Source organism: Phenylobacterium sp. (assembly GCF_030697925.1).
Classification (GTDB): domain Bacteria; phylum Pseudomonadota; class Alphaproteobacteria; order Caulobacterales; family Caulobacteraceae; genus Phenylobacterium.
The window spans coordinates 1-15,662 of sequence record NZ_JAUYOJ010000025.1 but is presented as its reverse complement, the minus strand read 5'-3'; the positions used below and the strand labels follow the sequence as shown (position 1 = coordinate 15,662).

Annotated in this window: 19 protein-coding genes; 12 read left to right on the top strand and 7 right to left on the bottom strand. The window is 69.9% G+C overall.

All coding sequences use genetic code 11. The annotated features are described in order from the left end of the window. Window positions 1–151: 151 nt before the first annotated feature. The 3 genes from Q8Q88_RS03115 to hemE all read right to left on the bottom strand — a co-directional run bounded on the left by Q8Q88_RS03115 (window position 152) and on the right by hemE (window position 2,794). Entirely contained in the window at window positions 152–607 is a 456-nt protein-coding gene (locus tag Q8Q88_RS03115) for a CopD family protein (protein WP_305673738.1), read from the bottom strand. Next, window positions 604–1,647: a ferrochelatase gene (gene hemH, locus Q8Q88_RS03110; protein WP_305673737.1), complete on the bottom strand. Its 1,044-nt coding sequence runs from the start codon at window positions 1,645–1,647 to the stop codon at window positions 604–606. Before hemH ends, Q8Q88_RS03115 begins: the two co-directional genes overlap by 4 nt. Window positions 1,648–1,762: 115 nt before the next feature. Beyond that, a complete protein-coding gene (gene hemE, locus Q8Q88_RS03105) occupies window positions 1,763–2,794 on the bottom strand; it encodes a uroporphyrinogen decarboxylase (RefSeq protein ID WP_305673736.1) in 1,032 nt (343 codons plus the stop codon). A gap of 511 nt (window positions 2,795–3,305) precedes the next feature. Here hemE and Q8Q88_RS03100 point away from each other — a divergent pair. From Q8Q88_RS03100 to dnaQ, 5 genes are read left to right on the top strand one after another with little or no spacing between them, the layout of a single operon-like run. Next, entirely contained in the window at window positions 3,306–4,151 is an 846-nt protein-coding gene (locus tag Q8Q88_RS03100; protein ID WP_305673735.1) for a pyruvate, water dikinase regulatory protein, read from the top strand. Beyond that, the gene (locus tag Q8Q88_RS03095; RefSeq protein ID WP_305673734.1) at window positions 4,148–4,747 is read left to right on the top strand and encodes a nucleoside triphosphate pyrophosphatase; all 600 of its coding nucleotides are present in this window, start codon (window positions 4,148–4,150) and stop codon (window positions 4,745–4,747) included. Before Q8Q88_RS03100 ends, Q8Q88_RS03095 begins: the two co-directional genes overlap by 4 nt. After that, window positions 4,744–5,586: a shikimate dehydrogenase gene (aroE, locus tag Q8Q88_RS03090; RefSeq protein ID WP_305673733.1), complete on the top strand. Its 843-nt coding sequence runs from the start codon at window positions 4,744–4,746 to the stop codon at window positions 5,584–5,586. The genes Q8Q88_RS03095 and aroE overlap by 4 nt, the downstream gene beginning before the upstream one ends. Beyond that, window positions 5,586–6,233 (top strand): dephospho-CoA kinase, encoded by a 648-nt coding sequence (coaE, locus tag Q8Q88_RS03085; protein WP_305673732.1) that lies wholly within the window; start codon window positions 5,586–5,588, stop codon window positions 6,231–6,233. Before aroE ends, coaE begins: the two co-directional genes overlap by 1 nt. A gap of 6 nt (window positions 6,234–6,239) precedes the next feature. Next, window positions 6,240–6,947: a DNA polymerase III subunit epsilon gene (gene dnaQ, locus Q8Q88_RS03080; RefSeq protein WP_305673731.1), complete on the top strand. Its 708-nt coding sequence runs from the start codon at window positions 6,240–6,242 to the stop codon at window positions 6,945–6,947. 147 nt (window positions 6,948–7,094) lie between these two features. Here the strand turns inward: dnaQ and secB are convergent, their stop codons facing one another. Continuing rightward, entirely contained in the window at window positions 7,095–7,592 is a 498-nt protein-coding gene (secB, locus tag Q8Q88_RS03075; protein ID WP_305673730.1) for a protein-export chaperone SecB, read from the bottom strand. Between the two features lie 151 nt (window positions 7,593–7,743). Here secB and timA point away from each other — a divergent pair, with 151 nt between their 5' ends. The 4 genes from timA to Q8Q88_RS03055 are packed head-to-tail and all read left to right on the top strand — an operon-like array spanning window position 7,744 to window position 10,468. Next, window positions 7,744–8,358 (top strand): TIM44-related membrane protein TimA, encoded by a 615-nt coding sequence (gene timA, locus Q8Q88_RS03070; RefSeq protein ID WP_305673729.1) that lies wholly within the window; start codon window positions 7,744–7,746, stop codon window positions 8,356–8,358. 31 nt (window positions 8,359–8,389) lie between these two features. Next, entirely contained in the window at window positions 8,390–9,550 is a 1,161-nt protein-coding gene (locus tag Q8Q88_RS03065) for an MltA domain-containing protein (RefSeq protein ID WP_305673728.1), read from the top strand. Beyond that, window positions 9,547–10,113 carry a Smr/MutS family protein gene (locus Q8Q88_RS03060; RefSeq protein ID WP_305673727.1) on the top strand — a complete coding sequence of 189 codons (567 nt, stop codon included), beginning with the start codon at window positions 9,547–9,549 and terminating at the stop codon, window positions 10,111–10,113. The genes Q8Q88_RS03065 and Q8Q88_RS03060 overlap by 4 nt, the downstream gene beginning before the upstream one ends. 46 nt (window positions 10,114–10,159) lie before the next feature. Continuing rightward, entirely contained in the window at window positions 10,160–10,468 is a 309-nt protein-coding gene (locus Q8Q88_RS03055) for a polyhydroxyalkanoic acid system family protein (RefSeq protein WP_305673726.1), read from the top strand. Window positions 10,469–10,504: 36 nt separating this feature from the next. Here Q8Q88_RS03055 and Q8Q88_RS03050 read toward each other — a convergent pair whose 3' ends face one another. Beyond that, window positions 10,505–11,401 carry a CPBP family intramembrane glutamic endopeptidase gene (locus tag Q8Q88_RS03050; RefSeq protein WP_305673725.1) on the bottom strand — a complete coding sequence of 299 codons (897 nt, stop codon included), beginning with the start codon at window positions 11,399–11,401 and terminating at the stop codon, window positions 10,505–10,507. Between the two features lie 194 nt (window positions 11,402–11,595). Between Q8Q88_RS03050 and Q8Q88_RS03045 the strand changes: the two genes are divergently transcribed. The 3 genes from Q8Q88_RS03045 to Q8Q88_RS03035 are packed head-to-tail and all read left to right on the top strand — an operon-like array spanning window position 11,596 to window position 14,470. Further along, the gene (locus Q8Q88_RS03045) at window positions 11,596–12,573 is read left to right on the top strand and encodes a sensor histidine kinase (protein WP_305673724.1); all 978 of its coding nucleotides are present in this window, start codon (window positions 11,596–11,598) and stop codon (window positions 12,571–12,573) included. A gap of 50 nt (window positions 12,574–12,623) precedes the next feature. Continuing rightward, window positions 12,624–13,307 (top strand): AraC family transcriptional regulator, encoded by a 684-nt coding sequence (locus Q8Q88_RS03040; protein ID WP_305673723.1) that lies wholly within the window; start codon window positions 12,624–12,626, stop codon window positions 13,305–13,307. A 20-nt stretch (window positions 13,308–13,327) separates the two neighbouring features. Beyond that, complete coding sequence (locus Q8Q88_RS03035) at window positions 13,328–14,470, top strand: hypothetical protein (RefSeq protein ID WP_305673722.1); 1,143 nt, start codon at window positions 13,328–13,330, stop codon at window positions 14,468–14,470. Between the two features lie 148 nt (window positions 14,471–14,618). Here Q8Q88_RS03035 and Q8Q88_RS03030 read toward each other — a convergent pair whose 3' ends face one another. Continuing rightward, complete coding sequence (locus tag Q8Q88_RS03030; RefSeq protein WP_305673721.1) at window positions 14,619–14,951, bottom strand: phosphoribosyl-ATP diphosphatase; 333 nt, start codon at window positions 14,949–14,951, stop codon at window positions 14,619–14,621. After that, window positions 14,948–15,662 (bottom strand): imidazole glycerol phosphate synthase subunit HisF (hisF, locus tag Q8Q88_RS03025; protein ID WP_305673720.1); only part of this gene is annotated, 715 nt, incomplete at its 5' end. The genes hisF and Q8Q88_RS03030, both read right to left, overlap by 4 nt.

The window sequence follows — 15,662 nt, the reverse complement described above, 5'->3', positions numbered from 1 at the left end:
AGCAGCCCGACGGATGAGGGGTCTCTCAGAACTCGCCGGTAAGCGTCCCAGCGACCTTCAATTCAGATCCCAGACGGATGGGGCTTTCGACCCCTCATCCGACCCCGCACTCGCGGGGCCACCTTCTCCCGCAAGGGGAGAAGGACGCTGACTATCGGCTCAGGAACTCGGTGGTCACGGCGATGACCATGACGATGGCGGCCAGGAACGGCAGCTCGTTGGTCATCTTCCAGAAGCGGGCTGGGCGCTTGTTCTCGCCGGCTGCGAACCGCTTCATGGACGCCCCCAGGAATTGGTGCCACCCGGTCAGGAATACAATACCTGCCAGCTTGGTGAGCATCCAAGGTTGCCCCAGGAAGTCCCAGCCGCCGCGGACCTGGGTGGCGTTGACGTAGGTCAGGGCCAGGCCGAACACCCAGGTGAGCGTCATCGCCGGGTCCATGATGATCCGGTAGAGCTTGCGCTCCATGGTCTGGAAGGTCTGGTCCATTTCCGAGCCGGGAATGGCGTCGGCGTGATAGGCGAAGAGCCTCGGCAGGTACATAATCCCGGCCATCCAGGCGATCACGGCCAGGATGTGCAGGCCCCTCAGCAGATCGTAGTTCACGCCGCCGCTCCCTCAGCCGTTCGACAGGCGCATTTGGCATAGTCTTGCGGACAGCGCCACGGGCCGTCCGGCTTGGCGCCGCTCGGCCGGGTCAGGGCATTCAGCGTCGCCGTGGTCAGGGCCGCGATGAAGCGCGGCGCGCTACCCAGCGCCGGGGCGCGGAGATAGGGGGCGCAGCCCACCTCGCGGGCCAGTTCGCCATATTCGTGGTCCAGCTCCACCAGGGTCTCCACATGCTCGGAGACGAAGGCGATCGGGCAGACCAGCACGCCCAGGCCTTCGGCGCCGGCCCGGCGAATCTCTTCGTCGGTCGAGGGGCCGATCCACTTCAGCGGCCCGACCCGGCTCTGATAGCAGACCTCCCAGTCGGTGAGCTCCGGCAGGCGGAAGGCCACGGCCTGGGCGGTGGCGCGGACCTGGGCCTGGTAGGGGTCGCCGCCGGCGATCACCTTTTCCGGCAGGCCGTGGGCGGAGAACAGCAGCCGGATGTCCGTCGGACTGCCCGCCGCCTCCCAGGTGGCGCGGATCGCCGCGGCGTGGGCGTCGGTGAGGCCAGGCGCCGTGGGGAAGCAGCAGACCGTGCGGCTCACCCCCGAACCGGCATAGGCGGCTTCCCAGTCCCTCAGGGACGAGGCCGTGGTGGTGGTGGAGAACTGCGGATAGAGCGGCAGCAGCACGATCTCATCGGGCGCGAAGGCGGCGACCTCTTTCGCGGTCTGGTCGGCAAAGGGTTTCCAGTAGCGCATGGCGATGAAGACCTTGGCCGTCAGGTCCGGCCGCGCCGCAGCCAGGCTGGCCTCCAGCGCTCTGGCCTGCGCGCGCGTCTCAGGCAGCAGGGGTGAGCCGCCACCCATCAGGGCGTAGTTGGCCTGGGCGGCTTTCTCCCGCCGTTTGGCGATCCACCAGGCCAGCGGGCCGCGCGCAGGCGCCGGCAGGTCGATGATCGCCGGGTCGCTGAACAGGTTCTGCAGGAACGGCCGAACCGTGGCCTGGTCGTCCGGGCCGCCGAGATTGAACAGAACGACGGCGAGTTTGGTCATGAGCCCACCGCTGTAGAGTCAAAGTCCCCCTCAGTCAGCTTCGCTGACAGCTCCCCCAGGAGGGGAGCATCAGGGTGGCGCATCGCCCCTTCGGCGACGTGACGGAGGGGGTCCTTCATCGCCCCGTCACCCGGCGGATGGTGCGTTCGATATGCTCGATGGGCGTGTCGGGCAGGACGCCGTGGCCGAGGTTGAAGATGTAGGGTCCGTCGTTCCACTGGGCGATCAGGGCGTCGACCCGGGCGTCCAGGGCCGGACCGCCGGCCCGCAGCAACAGGTTGTCCAAGGCCCCCTGGATGGTCTTGCCGCCCGCCTGGATCTTGCGGCCGAGAGCCGCGCTGGCCTGGGTGTCCAGGGCCACGGCCTGGACCGGGACCTTCTCGGCATAGGTCTCGACCAGGGCGCCGGCTCCGCGCGGGAAGCCGATGAACGGGGTGTCGATTCCCGCGGCGCGGACCTTCCCGATGATGGCGGCGTGCGGCTTGATGACGATCCGCTCGAAAACATCCTCTGCCAGGCCCTCGGCCCAGCTCTCGAACAGCTTCAGCACCTGGGCGCCGGATCTGGCCTGCATGACCAGGTAGCGCGCGGTGGACTCCACCAGTATGTCCAGCAGCCGGTCCAGCTTTTCCGGGTGCTGGTAGGCGTAGGTCCTGGCCCCGGAGCGGTCCGACCCCCTGCCCTCGATCATGTAGGTGGCCACGGTCCAGGGGCCGCCGGCGAAGCCGATCAGGGCGCGGTCGGGCTCCAGCTCGGCGCGGACCCGGGCCAGGGTCTCACCTATGGCGCTCAGGCGTTCCGTGGAGGCCTCGACCTGGTCGGCCAGGCTTTCCAGCGGCGGCAGCTCGCCCAGGCGCGGCCCCTCCCCGGCTTCGAACCAGACCTCCTGGCCGAGCGCTCGAGGGATCAGCAGGATGTCGGCGAAGACGATGGCCGCATCCAGCGGGAAGCGGCGCATGGGCTGAAGGGTCGCCTCGGCCGCCATCTCCGGATTGTGGCAGAAGGCGATGAAGTCGGTCGCCCGGGTGCGCAGCTCCCGGTACTCCGGCAGGGAACGACCGGCCTGACGCATGAACCACACCGGGGGCCGATCCAGGGTTTCGCCGGCGAGCGCGCGTAAGAGGCGCGGTTTTGAACCTTCTGACATGGGCGCCGTTAAACCGGCTTAGCGCGCCAGGCTCAAGGCCTGGGCTCGAGCCCGCCTGCCTTCTTCCTAATTAGAATCTTGAATCTAAGCGGAAGGGGTAGAAGCAGGGCCGTGGATCAATGGGGACAAGTCGCGCCCCGCACATGCCGCGAAGCCTTCACCCACAAGCCATGCGACGGTCTCAAGACGCTCACGGCCAAGCCTGTGGATTGCGGGGAGCGTCGTTAACCCCTCGTTAGGATTTACCTTTTGTTAACCGCTGCGCGGGCGCCGATCGGGGCCGAACACGGGTCGCTCGTTAATCCTTTGGTCATACCTTGGTAAGACTTCATTAACCTCCCAGGGCGTGGATCGGTCGGACTCAAACCGGGCCAGTTCTCCCGTCCGTCCACCGCGGCGCGGGCGCGGGGGCGGCTATCCCCAATTCCGTTCGCCTTCGCTAAGAAGGTATCGACTCTTTGATCCCCAGATTTCACCAAAGCCATATCGTCGCAGCCAGCCCCAGGATCCGATGACCTCCTCGCGCATCGCCACCTATTTCCATGTGCACCTGGTGTCGGACTCCACCGGCGAAACCCTCAACGCCATGGCGCGCGCCGTCTGCGCCCGGTTCGAGAACGTCCTGCCGATCGAGCACATCTACGCCCTGGTCCGCTCGCCCCGGCAGCTGGAACGGGCGCTGACCGACATCGAGGAGGCGCCCGGCGTCGTCATCCATACGATCGTCGATGACCAGCTGCGCACGGCGCTGGAGGAAGGGGTGCGGCGCATGGACATGCCCTGCATCGCCGCGCTCGACCCGCTGGTCTCGTCCATACAGCGCTATCTGGGCGCCTCGATCAGCCGTCGGGTGGGCGTGCAGCACGCGCTCGACAACGACTATTTCAACCGCATGGACGCCCTGAACTACGCCATCGGCCACGATGACGGCCAGGGCGGCCAGGATCTGGAACAGGCCGACGTGGTGCTGGTGGGGGTCTCGCGGACGTCGAAGACCCCGACCTGCATCTATCTGGCCCACCGCGGCGTGCGCGCGGCCAATGTGCCGCTGGTGCCGACGAGGCCGCCGCCGGAAAAGCTGTTCGAGCTGAAGAGCACCCTGGTGGTGGGCCTGACCATCTCGCCGGACCGGCTGATCCAGATCCGCCGCAACCGGTTGCTCAGTCTCAAGGAGGACCGGGAATCCTCCTATATCGACATCGAGGCGGTGCGCGAGGAGACGGTGAAGGCCAGACGGCTTTATGAGCGCCAGGGCTGGCCGGTGATCGACGTCACCCGCCGCAGCGTGGAGGAGACGGCCGCCGCGGTGCTGAACCTGTTGCACGGCGGCCACGGCCAGGTGGAAGTGCTCGGATGAGTGCGGAACCCATCATACTGGCCTCCAAGAGCGCCGCGCGCCGCGCCGTGCTGACCGGGGCCGGGGTGCCGTTCGAGGTCGCCGTGGCCGGGGTCGACGAGGAGGCCGTCAAGACCGCCATGCTGGCGCAAGGCGCGAGCCCGCGCGACGTGGCCGACGCCCTGGCCGAGCTGAAGGCCATCCGGGTGTCCCGCTCAAAGCCCGGCTTCGTGATCGGCTCGGACCAGACCCTGGAGTTCGAGGGCCGGCTCTACGACAAGGTCGAGACCACGGAGGCCGCCACCGAGCGGCTCAAGGCCATGCGGGGCAAGCCGCACAAGCTGCACTCGGCCGTGGTGGTGGCCAAGGACGGGGCGCCGATCTGGCGCGAAGTGGTCTCGGCGACCCTGACCATGCGCGACTTCTCCGACGACTTTCTCGCATCCTACCTGGCGGCCGAGGGCGACCAGGCTCTCGGCTCGGTGGGCTGCTACCGGCTGGAAGGCCTGGGCGCCCAGCTGTTCTCGAAGATCGAGGGCGACTATTTCGCCATCCTCGGCCTGCCCCTTATGGGGCTGCTGGACCTGTTCCGCCGGCACGGAGCGCTGAAGGCATGATCTCCGGCGCGACCTTGCTGGCCGGGGTGGTTGGAAACCCCATCGCCCACTCCATGAGCCCGATCCTGCACAACGCCTGGCTGGCGGCGGCGAGGATCGATGGGGCCTATGTCCCGTTCCGCGTGGCCGAGGGCCAGTTCGCGGGTTTCGTCGAGGGCCTGCGCGGGGGCTCGGTGCGGGGCCTCAACGTCACCATCCCCTTCAAGGAACTGGCGCTCAACCTCGCCGACCAGGCGCGCGATCGGGCGACCATGGCCGGCGCGGCCAATGTCCTGGTCTTCGAGGCGGACGGGACGATCGTCGCCGACAACACCGACGGCCTGGGCCTGCTGGCCGCCTTCGCAGAGCAGGCGCCGGGTTTCGATCCCAAGGCTGGACCCGTGGCGATCCTGGGCGCCGGCGGCGGGGCCCGGGGCGCTGTGGCGGCCTTCACGGCGGCCGGCTGTCCGGAGGTGCGCATCGTCAACCGAACCCAGGCCCGAGCCCAGGCGATCACCGATGTCCTGGGGGGCGAGGCCTTCGGCCTGCACCGGGCGGCGGCGGCCTTCGAAGGGGCGATCGCGGTGGTCAACGCCACCTCGGCGGGCCTGGCGGGCGAGGGCCAGCTGGACGCGCCGCTGGAGGCGACGCCCAAGACCTGCGTGGTGATGGACATGGTCTATAAGCCGCTGGTCACGCCGTTCCTGGCGCGGGCCAGGGCGCTGGACCGCCGCACGGTGGACGGCCTGGCCATGCTGATCGGCCAGGCGATCCCGTCCTTCGAGGCCTTCTATGGCCAAGCCCCGCCGGCCGATGTCGATGTCCGCGCCCTGGCGCTGAAGGTCCTGGAGGCGCGGTGATGCTGATCCTCGGCCTCACCGGCTCCATCGGCATGGGCAAGTCGACCACCGCGGCCATGTTCCGCGAGGCCGGAATCCCCGTCTACGACGCCGACGCGGCGGTGGCCGACCTCTATGTCCAGGGCGGCGCGGCCGTCGAACCCCTCGAGGCGGCGTTTCCCGGCGTCACCAGGGACGGGGCCGTCGACCGCGAGGCCCTGCGGACCCGGGTGCTGGGCGACGACGCGGCCATGGCCCGGCTGAATTCCATCGTCCACCCTCTGGTGGGCGCGGACCGGGTGCATTTCTTCAAGGCGGCGGAGACGGCGGGCGCCGATATGGTCGTGCTGGACATCCCGTTGCTCTACGAGACCGGCGGCCATGCCAATATGGACGCGGTGGTGGTGGTCTCCGCTCCGGCCGACCAGCAGCGCGAGCGGGTCCTGGCCCGACCGGGCATGACGCCCGAGCGGCTGGACGCCATCCTGTCACGCCAGATGGCTGACGCTGAGAAGCGCGCGCGGGCCCATTTCGTGGTCGACACTGGGCAGGGATTGGAGCCGGCGCGAGCCCAGGTGGCGGAGATCATCGCCATCATGCGCGATCCACAGAAGCGACCGACGCGACAACAGGCACCGCTTGAAGCCTCGGCCAAACGGGGCGATTGATCGGCCATGGCGCGTGAGATCGTCCTCGACACCGAAACCACGGGCTTCGAGCCTCATCTCGGCCACCGGCTCGTGGAGCTGGCCTGCCTGGAGATCGAGGACTTCGTCCCGACCGGCCGGACCTTCCACGTCTATATCGACCCCGAACGCGACATGCCGCCGGAGGCCCAGCGGGTCCACGGGCTGTCGGCGGAGTTCCTGCGCGGCAAGCCGAAGTTCGCCGACCTGGAGATCCACCACGCGTTCCTGGAATTCGTCGGCGAGGCCCCGATCATCGCCCACAACGCCGGCTTCGACCGCGCGTTCGTGAACCACGAGCTGACCGTCTGCGGCCGGGAGATCATCCCGGAACACCGCTGGGTCGACACCCTGGCCCTGGCGCGGACCCGGTTCCCGGGGATGCACAACTCGCTGGACGCGCTCTGCAAGCGCTTCAAGATCTCGCTGGCCGACCGCGAGAAGCACGGCGCCTTGATCGACGCCCGCCTGCTGGCGGCGGTCTATCTGGAACTGAAGGGTGGCCGCGAGCGGCGGCTGGAGCTGACCACCAGCCAGGCCCTGGCCCAGGCGGTCTCCATCGCCGCCCAGGGCGCCTATGGCGCGCGGCCAAGGCCCCTGGCCTTCCGCTCGACCGACGCCGAGCGCGAGCTGCACGCGGTCTTCATCCGCGAGGCGGTGAAGAGCGAGACGCTCTGGAAGAAGCACGGGCTGTAGCACCCTTTTCCCTCCCCTTTATGGGGAGGGCAGACCCCGGAGGGTCGAGGGTGGGGTTTTCTTGAACTTGGATAAGGCGGCCGGACCGCCCCACCCTGGCGGCTTCGCCGCCTGTCCCTCCCCATAAAGGGGAGGGAAAAGAATGCCTTAGGCGTTGCCCATGGCCGGGCCCTGGATCTCGCCGCCGGCCTTGCGCGCGGCGTAGACGCCGGCGAAGTCGATGGGGTCCAGCAGGAAGGGCGGATAGCCGCCGTCCGAGGTCACGTCGCCAATCACCCGGCGGGCGAAGGGAAACAGGAAGCGCGGGCATTCCACCAGCAGCACCGGCTCGATGTCGGCCGGGGCGACGCCGGTGATCTGGAAGACGCCACCGTACAGCAGCTCTACGTGGAACACCGGGCCGTCCTCGCGGGTGGCGCGGGCCGAGAGCTTCAGGTCCACCTCGAACAGGCCGTCCTCGCGGCCCCGCGCATTCATCTCGACGCCCATGTCGATCTGCGGCTGGCCGGCCGACTGGGTGCGCAGGGTCTCCGGCGCGCGCGGGTTCTCGAAGGACAGATCGCGGATGAACTGGGCCAGGATGCGGATGCCGGGCTCTTCGGTGTCGGCGCCGTTGGACTCGGGGGCCACGTCGGTATCGGTCATGTTCTGGAAAATCCGGTTATCGGACGTCCATTCACGTCCTGTTTGTGGCGCGGGCTGCTATCATGTGGCCTAAGCCGATGCAACGTCGCCCCTGACGGGGGCGTTGCGCTGTCCTATATTGAGCCTTTCCCGTTTCTACGAGCCCTAACCGTTGTCCAACGTTCTCGAGCTGATCATCTTCGCCGGCCTGGCTGCTGTGGTGCTGTACCAGCTGTATTCGGTGCTGGGCCGCCGTGTGGGCCGCCAGCCCGAGGACGCCGCCGCCGACAAGGCCGCGGTTCCGGGGGGTCCGGTGACCCCGGTGCTCGACGCCCCGGACGACGGGGTCGGGCTCACGGGACTGCCGGCGGTGAAGCACCGCGACCCCTCCTTCGACATCTCCCGGTTCCTGGCCGGGGCCAAGGGCGCCTACGAGATGATCGTGCGCGCCTTCGCCGCGGGCGACCGCGAAACGCTGAAGAACCTGCTGGCGCCCAACGTCATGTCCAGCTTCGAGGCCGGGATCGACGCGCGGGAGGCCAGCGGCGCCACCGAAACCGTCGAATTCCTGCACGCCCCGCGCGCCGACATGGAGCGCGCCGAACTGGTGGGCGACGCCGCCCGCATCACCGTGCGCTTCCTGGCCGAGTTCCGCAGCCGCTCCAAGGGCCCCGAGGGCGAGGCCGTGGACGACAAGCGCACCGCCGAGCTCTGGACCTTCGAGCGCAATCTCAAGAGCCGTGATCCCAACTGGATGCTGGTTCACGTCGACGCCGCCGAGGCGTAGGACCGCCCGTTTCCCGACTGGAGGGGTGATCTTGGCCCGCAGACTCACGCCCCGCGCGCCATGGAGCGTCCTCGCCGCGGCCTTGCTGACGCTGACCCTCGCCGCCTGCGCCACGCCGCGGTCCGGGCCGACGCCCGGTCCCCGCCCGTCGCCGGTCAGGCCCCTGCCCCCGCCGGCGCCGACCCCGCCGCCCGAACGGCTGGAGCGCTTCGAGGACCTGCCCGGCTGGGCGAACGACGATCACGCCGCGGCCTTCGACGCCTTCCGCGCCACCTGCGGGGTCGCCCGCGATCCGGCCCTGGCGGAGATTTGCCGCCGCGCCCGCGGCTTGCCGCCGCTCAGCGGCCTGGCCGCCCGCGCCTTCTTCGAGGACAGCTTCCGGCCTGAGTTGGTGGCTGGCGAGGGCGTGCTGACCGCCTATTTCTCGCCGGTCTACGAGGCCCGCGACCGGCCCGACGCGGAGTTTTCCGCTCCCCTGAGGCCCAAGCCCGCCGACCTGGTGACCTCCGGCCCCGGCGCCAAGGACGCCCTGAAGCGCGGGCCGGACGGCAAGCTCGCCCCCTATCCCAACCGCGCGGCCATCGAGGCGCAAGGCGGCGGCCCGGCGCTCGCCTGGATGCGGCCGGAGGAGAAGTTCTTCCTGCAGATCCAAGGCTCGGGGGTGCTGACCTATCCCGACGGGCGGCGGCTGAAGGCGGTGTTCGCCGCCACCAACGGCCTGCCCTTCGCCGGCATCGCCAATCCCATGCGCGACAAGGGGCTGCTCGCGGCCAACAACACCTCGGGCGAGGCGATCCGGGTCTGGCTGGCCAGCCATCGCGGTCCCGAAGCCCAGCAGGTCATGGCGCTCAATCCCCGCTATGTGTTCTTCACCCTGGCGCCGGACGACGGGCGCCAACCCGTGGGCGCGGCGGGGGTTCCGCTGCCGCCCGGCCGCGCCATCGCCGTCGATGTCAGCAGCAACACCCTGGGCGAACTGTTTTACATCGATGGCCAGGCGCCGACTCTCAGCGGCGCCTTCCCCAGCTATCGCCGCACGGCCATGGCGCTGGACGTCGGCGGGGCGATCAAGGGCCAGGTGCGCGCCGACCTCTATCTGGGCCAGGGTCCCGAGGCCGGGGTCGAGGCCGGGCGCGTGCGCCATACCCTGCGGATGCACCGGCTGGTCCCCAAGGTCGGTCCGGGACGGTGAAACGGCCCATCCGGCCCGACGAGCACAGGCTCTGGTCGATGGTGGCGGCCACGGTCCACCCCCTGCCCGGCCGCAAGCCGGCGCCGGCGCCGAAGGCGGCGACCGCGGCGAAAGCTCCGCCCAGGGCCACGGCCGATCCGCTTCCGCCTCCACAGTGGAACGGCGCGGCCTTCATGGTCGGCGAACTCGCGGGGCGCGGGCTTCCGCCGCGCGCGGGCAAGCCGGACGCCGAGGACAAGGGCATCGAGCCGCGCCGCAAGCATCGCATCGCCAGGGAGCGCGACCCCATCGGCGGACGGATCGACCTGCACGGCATGACCCAGGACCGGGCCCGAGCGGCGCTGGAGGCCTTCTTGCGCCGCAGCCATGACGACGGGGCCCGCGCCGTGCTGGTGATCACCGGCAAGGGCGTGCAGGGCGACGGCGTCCTGCGCCGCCGCACGCCGGAGTGGCTGGCCGATCCGGCCCTGCGCGACGTGGTGGCGGGGATTTCCGAGGCCCATCGCCGCCACGGCGGCGAAGGCGCGCTCTATGTGGCGCTCAAGCGCAAGGCGCGGGGCTGAAGCCATAGCGCCGCGGGGGCGTTATAGCTGACCTAGGAGGACACCCATGGCCAAGCCGATCACCGTCAGCATTCCCCACGACCTCGGCAAGGCCGAGGCCCGCAAGCGCGTCGAGGAGGGCATGGGACGGATCCTCCAGCAGTTCGGCGAGGGCGTGAAGATGACCCATGCCTGGGAAGGCGATCGGCTGAGCTTCGCGGCCAAGGTGGTGGGCCAGGCCGTGGCCGGCCGCCTGGACGTGCTGGAGGACGCCGTGAAGATGGAGGTCGACCTGCCGCCCTTCTTCGCCATGATCGCCGACAAGGTGAAGGGCCGGCTGAAGAAGGAAGGCCAGCTCATGCTGGAGAAGAAATAGCTCCAGTCAAACCCGGGCAAGATCGAACGATTTTGCTCAAAGACTTCTAGTTTCGACCATTTTCTTCGCCGAACCGGCTTCCACTTCGGCGGAAAATGGTCGGATCCGGCGGCGTAGCAGCTCGACGATCCAGACGGTGTAGGCGGCCAGCGCCACCTCCCCCAGCACCTCGTCCAGCCCACCGGCCGCCACCGGATCCTCCGGCAGCATGGGCGCCTGGAAGAGGGCCAGCATCAGATTGGCCGCCAGGTGCGCGCCGATGGCGAACTCCAGCCCGCCCAGCCGCAGGGCCGCCCAGGCGAAGGCCGCGCCGGCCAGCGCCCGCGCCGCCAGGGCCGAGGGGTCGAACTCCAAGTGGAACAGGGAGAACAGCACCCCGTTCAGGGCGACGATCACCCAGATATTGCGGGTGAAGGCGGCGGTCTGTTGCAGCACATAGCCGCGGAACACCACCTCCTCGGCCGCCGCGGCCACCAGCAGGCCCACCACCATGGCGCAGAAATAGCCGAGCTTCAGGTCGAGGCCGGCGGGCTCGAGGATCGGAAATTGCAGCTCGCCCCCGAAGGCCAGGGCGTCGATCGCCATCAGCACGGCCACGGCCGGCAGGGTCGCCGCGGCGCCCAGGACCAGCAGCGACTTGCGGAACCTCGGCGTGGCGACGACCCAGCTGGCCACGGGCCGGCCGAAGATCACCCGCGCGGCCAGCACCACCCCGGCCGCCAGCGATCCCAGCATGAGGGCGATCTGCAGGACATAGAGCGCCGAACGCTGCAGCCGCGGCCCGTCGGGCTCCGCCACCCCTAGGGCGAACAGGACGACCATGACCGGAAAGTTGATCAGCAGGCCCGCCACGGGCGCCGAGACCAGCATGATCGCCACCCGCGGCCAATCGCGGTCGCGCGGGGTCAGGGCATGAAGGAACGGGTAGGTCACGCCGGCGACTATGCGGCCGGGCCACGCCGCCGGTCGAGCCCGAAACCCTTTCGGCGCAACAATTTCGTCTGCCCGCCCCGTCGGCGGAACTGGGGTGTCGGGCCAGATGGTTCGCCTAATACGCGAATCCGCACTTGACCACGGGCCTCCGCGCGCGGGACCCTTGGGCCATGCGAGGGCTGGGCGACCTTAACTTGCCGGACCGGCTGGCCGACGTCGCGCCGCGATGGGTGGTCGAGGTCGCCTGCGCGGGTGTCTGCGTCGCCGGCGCGGCTGTCCTGCGCCTGATCGTCGAGCTATTCACGTCCCAGATCGCGCCCTTCGTCTTCGTCGGCCCGGCGGTTCTGGCCGCCACCCTGCTGGCCGGATGGCGCTCAGGGCTGGGCGTCCTGGCCGTGGCTCTGGTTGGCGTCTGGTACATGCTCCTGCCGCCGGAGCGGTTCGGTCCGTTGAGCGTCGACGACGGCGCGGCCCTGGTGCTGAACGCCTTTTCCGCCCTGCTGATGATCGGCCTGGCCCAGGTCTTCCGAGGCGCGGCCTCGGCGGCCGGCCATGAGCGCGCCACCAAGCTGGAGGTCCGCGACCTGCTGCTGCGAGAACTGAACCACCGGGTGAAGAACAACTTCCAGATGGTCGCCAGCCTGCTGGAGATGCAGCGCCGGCGCGCAGCCGATCCGGGCACCGAGACCGCGCTTGGCGACGCCCTGCGCCGGGTCCACGCCATGGGCCAGGCCCACGCCTATCTCTATTCCCCCAGCGACACGGTGGGCTCCATCGACCTGGCGGCCTATCTGCGCGAGCTGTGCGCGAACCTGGCCGACAGCCTGCTGCTCACCGGGGCGGTGCGGCTGACCTGCGACCTGGAGCCGGGCGACCTGAGCCGTGACCGCGCCGTGGCGCTCGGCCTGGTGGTCAACGAACTGGTCACCAACGCGGCCAAATACGCCTTTCCCGATGACCGCACGGGAGAGATCCTGGTGCGGCTGAAGCGGATCGAGGTCGGGCTGGAACTGATCGTGGCCGACGACGGGGTGGGCATGCCCCCCGACAACAAGATCAAGAGCACGGGCCTGGGGCGGCGGCTGGTGGAGAGCTTCGCTCGCCAGGGCGGCGCCATCCTGACCCGCGGCGAGGGACCGGGAACGCGCTACGTGCTGGTGCTTCCGGACTGATTGCGCAGCCTTAACTTGGCGCGGGCGCGGGTCTGGGCGAAAACCGAACCATGATCGCTGAACCCCCCGTTCGCCAGAACCTGGCGCCGCGCGAGCGGTTCGGTCGCCATCGCCATGAGCGGGCCTATGTCGCCCTGGTGCTGCGCGGCGGTTACCACGAGGCGGGCGAGGCCGGGCGGCGGCGGTTGGTTGCCGGCGACGTGGCGATCCATGAGATGTTCGACGGCCATCTGAACGCCGTGGCCCCGACCGGCGCGGTGGTGCTGAACCTCGAAGTGGGCGGCCTGGCCGGCGGATTCGCGACGATCGCCGATCCGGACGCCGTGGCGCGGCTGGCCGAACGCGACGCCATCGCCGCCGGCGCCCTGCTGCGGGCGAGCCTGGTCCCGATCACCCCCCAGGCGCTGGACTGGCCCGACCTGCTGGCCCGAGACCTGGCCGCCGATCCGGGCCTGGCCCTGGGCGACTGGGCCCGGGCCCAGGGCCTGGCGGCCGAAACCCTGTCGCGCGGCTTCGGCCGGGCCTTCGGGATCAGCCCCAAGCGGTTCCGCTACGAGGGCCGGGCGCGGACGGCCCTGCGCGCCGTGATCGCCGCCGCCGCCCCCCTGGCCGACCTGGCCCTGGAAGCCGGTTTCGCCGACCAGGCCCATATGAGCCGCGCGGTGAGCGACCTGACCGGCCACGCCCCGGGCGTCTGGCGACGCGGGTCAAGTGGATGCAAGACCGCCGCCTGAGCCAGCGCCAAGCTCGGCCCATGCTCAGACGAACCCTCCTGGCCACCTCCCTGGCCCTGCTCGCCGCGCCCACCCTGGCGCAAGCCTCGATCCACACCCGCTGGGTGGTGAAGAGCTCCGAAGGGCTGGACGCCATCGCCATCCTGGGCCCGCTCTCGGGCAAGCCCTTCTACGCCCGCTACTACGAGGCCGAGATGGCCGCCTTCAAGCCGCGGCTCTCGGCGGCGGTGATGGCGGCGCTGATGAGCCTGCACGCCGACAGCGATGCGGCGGGCGCCCTGCTCTGGCCCAACCTGACCCTGGTGTTTTCCGGAGGCCCGACGGGAACGCCCGGCGATCTGCTGGCGAGCCTGGACGACGCCGAGACCGTCCTGAAGCCGCCCTTCCAGGCCAGCGTCTACTGGGACGCCGCCGACTGGAACCGGTTCCTGGCCGGCCGCGACCGGCTGCGCACGGTGCTGACCGGCCTGCGCGACGCCGGCTTTTCCGAATTCCGCAGCGGCCTGGCCGAGGCGCCGGGCGCCAGGCGGATCGCCGAGCTCAGCCCGCTGCTGGCGCGGCTCGACATCATCGCTGAGCAGGAGCGGCTGCTGGGCCGCGGGCTCGACCCGCGGATCGAGATCGACCTCGCCTGGTTCTGCCGGCCGCACGGGGTCAAGGTGCAGGGCCACAGGTTCATCGCCCATGTAGGCGCCAGCGACCAGGTCATGGTGCTGACCGCCGCCCATGAGATCCTGCACCCGCCTTTCGACATGGCCGGGCCGACGGCCAAGGCCTGCCTGGCGGTGCTGGAGAAGGACGCCCTCTTCTCCCGCATCCTGGCGGAGAAGGACAAGGGCACGGGCTACAACCAGCTGGACGGCATCCTCAACGAGGACACCTGCCAGGCCCTGGACCAGATCATCCAGGAGCGGCTGGGCTATGTGGTGCGGCCGGCGGCGGAACGCTGGACCAGGAACGACCAGGGCATGCACGTCCTGGCCGCGGGTCTCTACGGTCTGCTGAAGGCCGACGGCTACGACCGGACGGGGGGCGATCTGGAGGCCTGGATGTCGGCGGCGGCCAGGAGCGGCAAGCTCGCCCCCGCCAGCCTCCACGCCGCGGCGGCCAGGGTGCTGGGCAAGCCCGCCGATCGGTTGTGGGTGACGCCGGTGAAGGGGTGATCTTTCCTCCCACATTCATGGGGGAGGGGGACCGCGCCGCAGGCGTGGTGGAGGGGGCGAGACCGGGCTCCGAGCTTGAGGCCGCCCCCTCCACCGCCTAACGGCGGTCCCCCTCCCCCGTAAACGGGTGAGGAAAAGGGCGTGACCCTCAGGTCGACTTCTTGCGCCAGGCTTTTTCCTCGAGGCCGGAGCGGCCCTCGCGGCTTTCCAGCCAGGCGGCGACCTCGTCCAGGCTGACGCCGGACCGGGCCAGCAGGACCAGCCAGTGATAGAGCAGGTCGGCGCTCTCGGCGGCCAGGCCGTCCTTGTCGCCCTGCATGGCGGCGATGACGGTCTCGAAAGCTTCCTCGCCGAACTTCTTGGCCGACCGGTCCGGACCCTCGGACAGCAGCTTGGCGGTGTAGGAACTGGCCGGGTCGCCGCCGCGGCGGCTCTCGATGGTGGCGGCCAGGCGGTCCAGGGTCTCAGAGAAACGGCTCATGCGGGCTCCACCATGCGGACCGGGATGGCGGCGGCGGCCATCGCCTGTTTGACCTCGGAAACCGAGACCTCGCCGAAATGGAAGATGGAGGCGGCGAGCACCGCGTCGGCGCCGCCCAATGTGACGGCCTCGACCATGTGCTGCGCGTTCCCGGCCCCGCCCGAGGCGATGACCGGCACGTTGACCGCGTTCGTCACCGCTTTCAACAGGTCGAGGTCGTAGCCGATCTTGGCGCCGTCGCGGTCCATGGAGGTCAGCAGAATCTCGCCCGCCCCGCGCTTCACAACGTCGGCCGCGTAGTCGACGACGTCGATGCCCGTGTCGTGGCGGCCGCCATAGGTGAACACCCGCCAGCCGTGATTGCGCCCGTGACCGGACACAGCGGGACCGTGCTTGGCGTCAATCGCCACGACCACGGCCTGGCTGCCGAAGGCGTCGGCGCAGGCGCTGATCAGGTCGCGGTTCTCCACCGCGGCGGTGTTGACGGAGATCTTGTCGGCCCCGGCCAGCAGCAGTCGCCGCGCGTCCTCCACCTGGCGGATGCCGCCGCCGACGCTGAGCGGCATGAAACAGACATCGGCGGTGCGGGCGATGACGTCGAGGATGGCGCCGCGTCGCTCGTGACTGGCGGTGATGTCCAGGAACATCAGCTCGTCGGCGCCGGCGGCGTCATAGGCCCGCGCCTGCTCGACGGGATCGCCGGCGTCGCGC

Excerpts from the sequence above, each read along its gene's own strand:
- hemH (WP_305673737.1), bottom strand. The coding sequence starts at position 1,647 with ATGACCAAACTCGCCGTCGTTCTGTTCAATCTCGGCGGCCCGGACGAC.
- hemE (WP_305673736.1), bottom strand. The coding sequence starts at position 2,794 with ATGTCAGAAGGTTCAAAACCGCGCCTCTTACGCGCGCTCGCCGGCGAA.
- Q8Q88_RS03100 (WP_305673735.1), top strand. The coding sequence starts at position 3,306 with ATGACCTCCTCGCGCATCGCCACCTATTTCCATGTGCACCTGGTGTCG.
- Q8Q88_RS03095 (WP_305673734.1), top strand. The coding sequence starts at position 4,148 with ATGAGTGCGGAACCCATCATACTGGCCTCCAAGAGCGCCGCGCGCCGC.
- aroE (WP_305673733.1), top strand. The coding sequence starts at position 4,744 with ATGATCTCCGGCGCGACCTTGCTGGCCGGGGTGGTTGGAAACCCCATC.
- coaE (WP_305673732.1), top strand. The coding sequence starts at position 5,586 with ATGCTGATCCTCGGCCTCACCGGCTCCATCGGCATGGGCAAGTCGACC.
- dnaQ (WP_305673731.1), top strand. The coding sequence starts at position 6,240 with ATGGCGCGTGAGATCGTCCTCGACACCGAAACCACGGGCTTCGAGCCT.
- secB (WP_305673730.1), bottom strand. The coding sequence starts at position 7,592 with ATGACCGATACCGACGTGGCCCCCGAGTCCAACGGCGCCGACACCGAA.
- Q8Q88_RS03055 (WP_305673726.1), top strand. The coding sequence starts at position 10,160 with ATGGCCAAGCCGATCACCGTCAGCATTCCCCACGACCTCGGCAAGGCC.
- Q8Q88_RS03040 (WP_305673723.1), top strand. The coding sequence starts at position 12,624 with ATGATCGCTGAACCCCCCGTTCGCCAGAACCTGGCGCCGCGCGAGCGG.
- Q8Q88_RS03035 (WP_305673722.1), top strand. The coding sequence starts at position 13,328 with ATGCTCAGACGAACCCTCCTGGCCACCTCCCTGGCCCTGCTCGCCGCG.
- Q8Q88_RS03030 (WP_305673721.1), bottom strand. The coding sequence starts at position 14,951 with ATGAGCCGTTTCTCTGAGACCCTGGACCGCCTGGCCGCCACCATCGAG.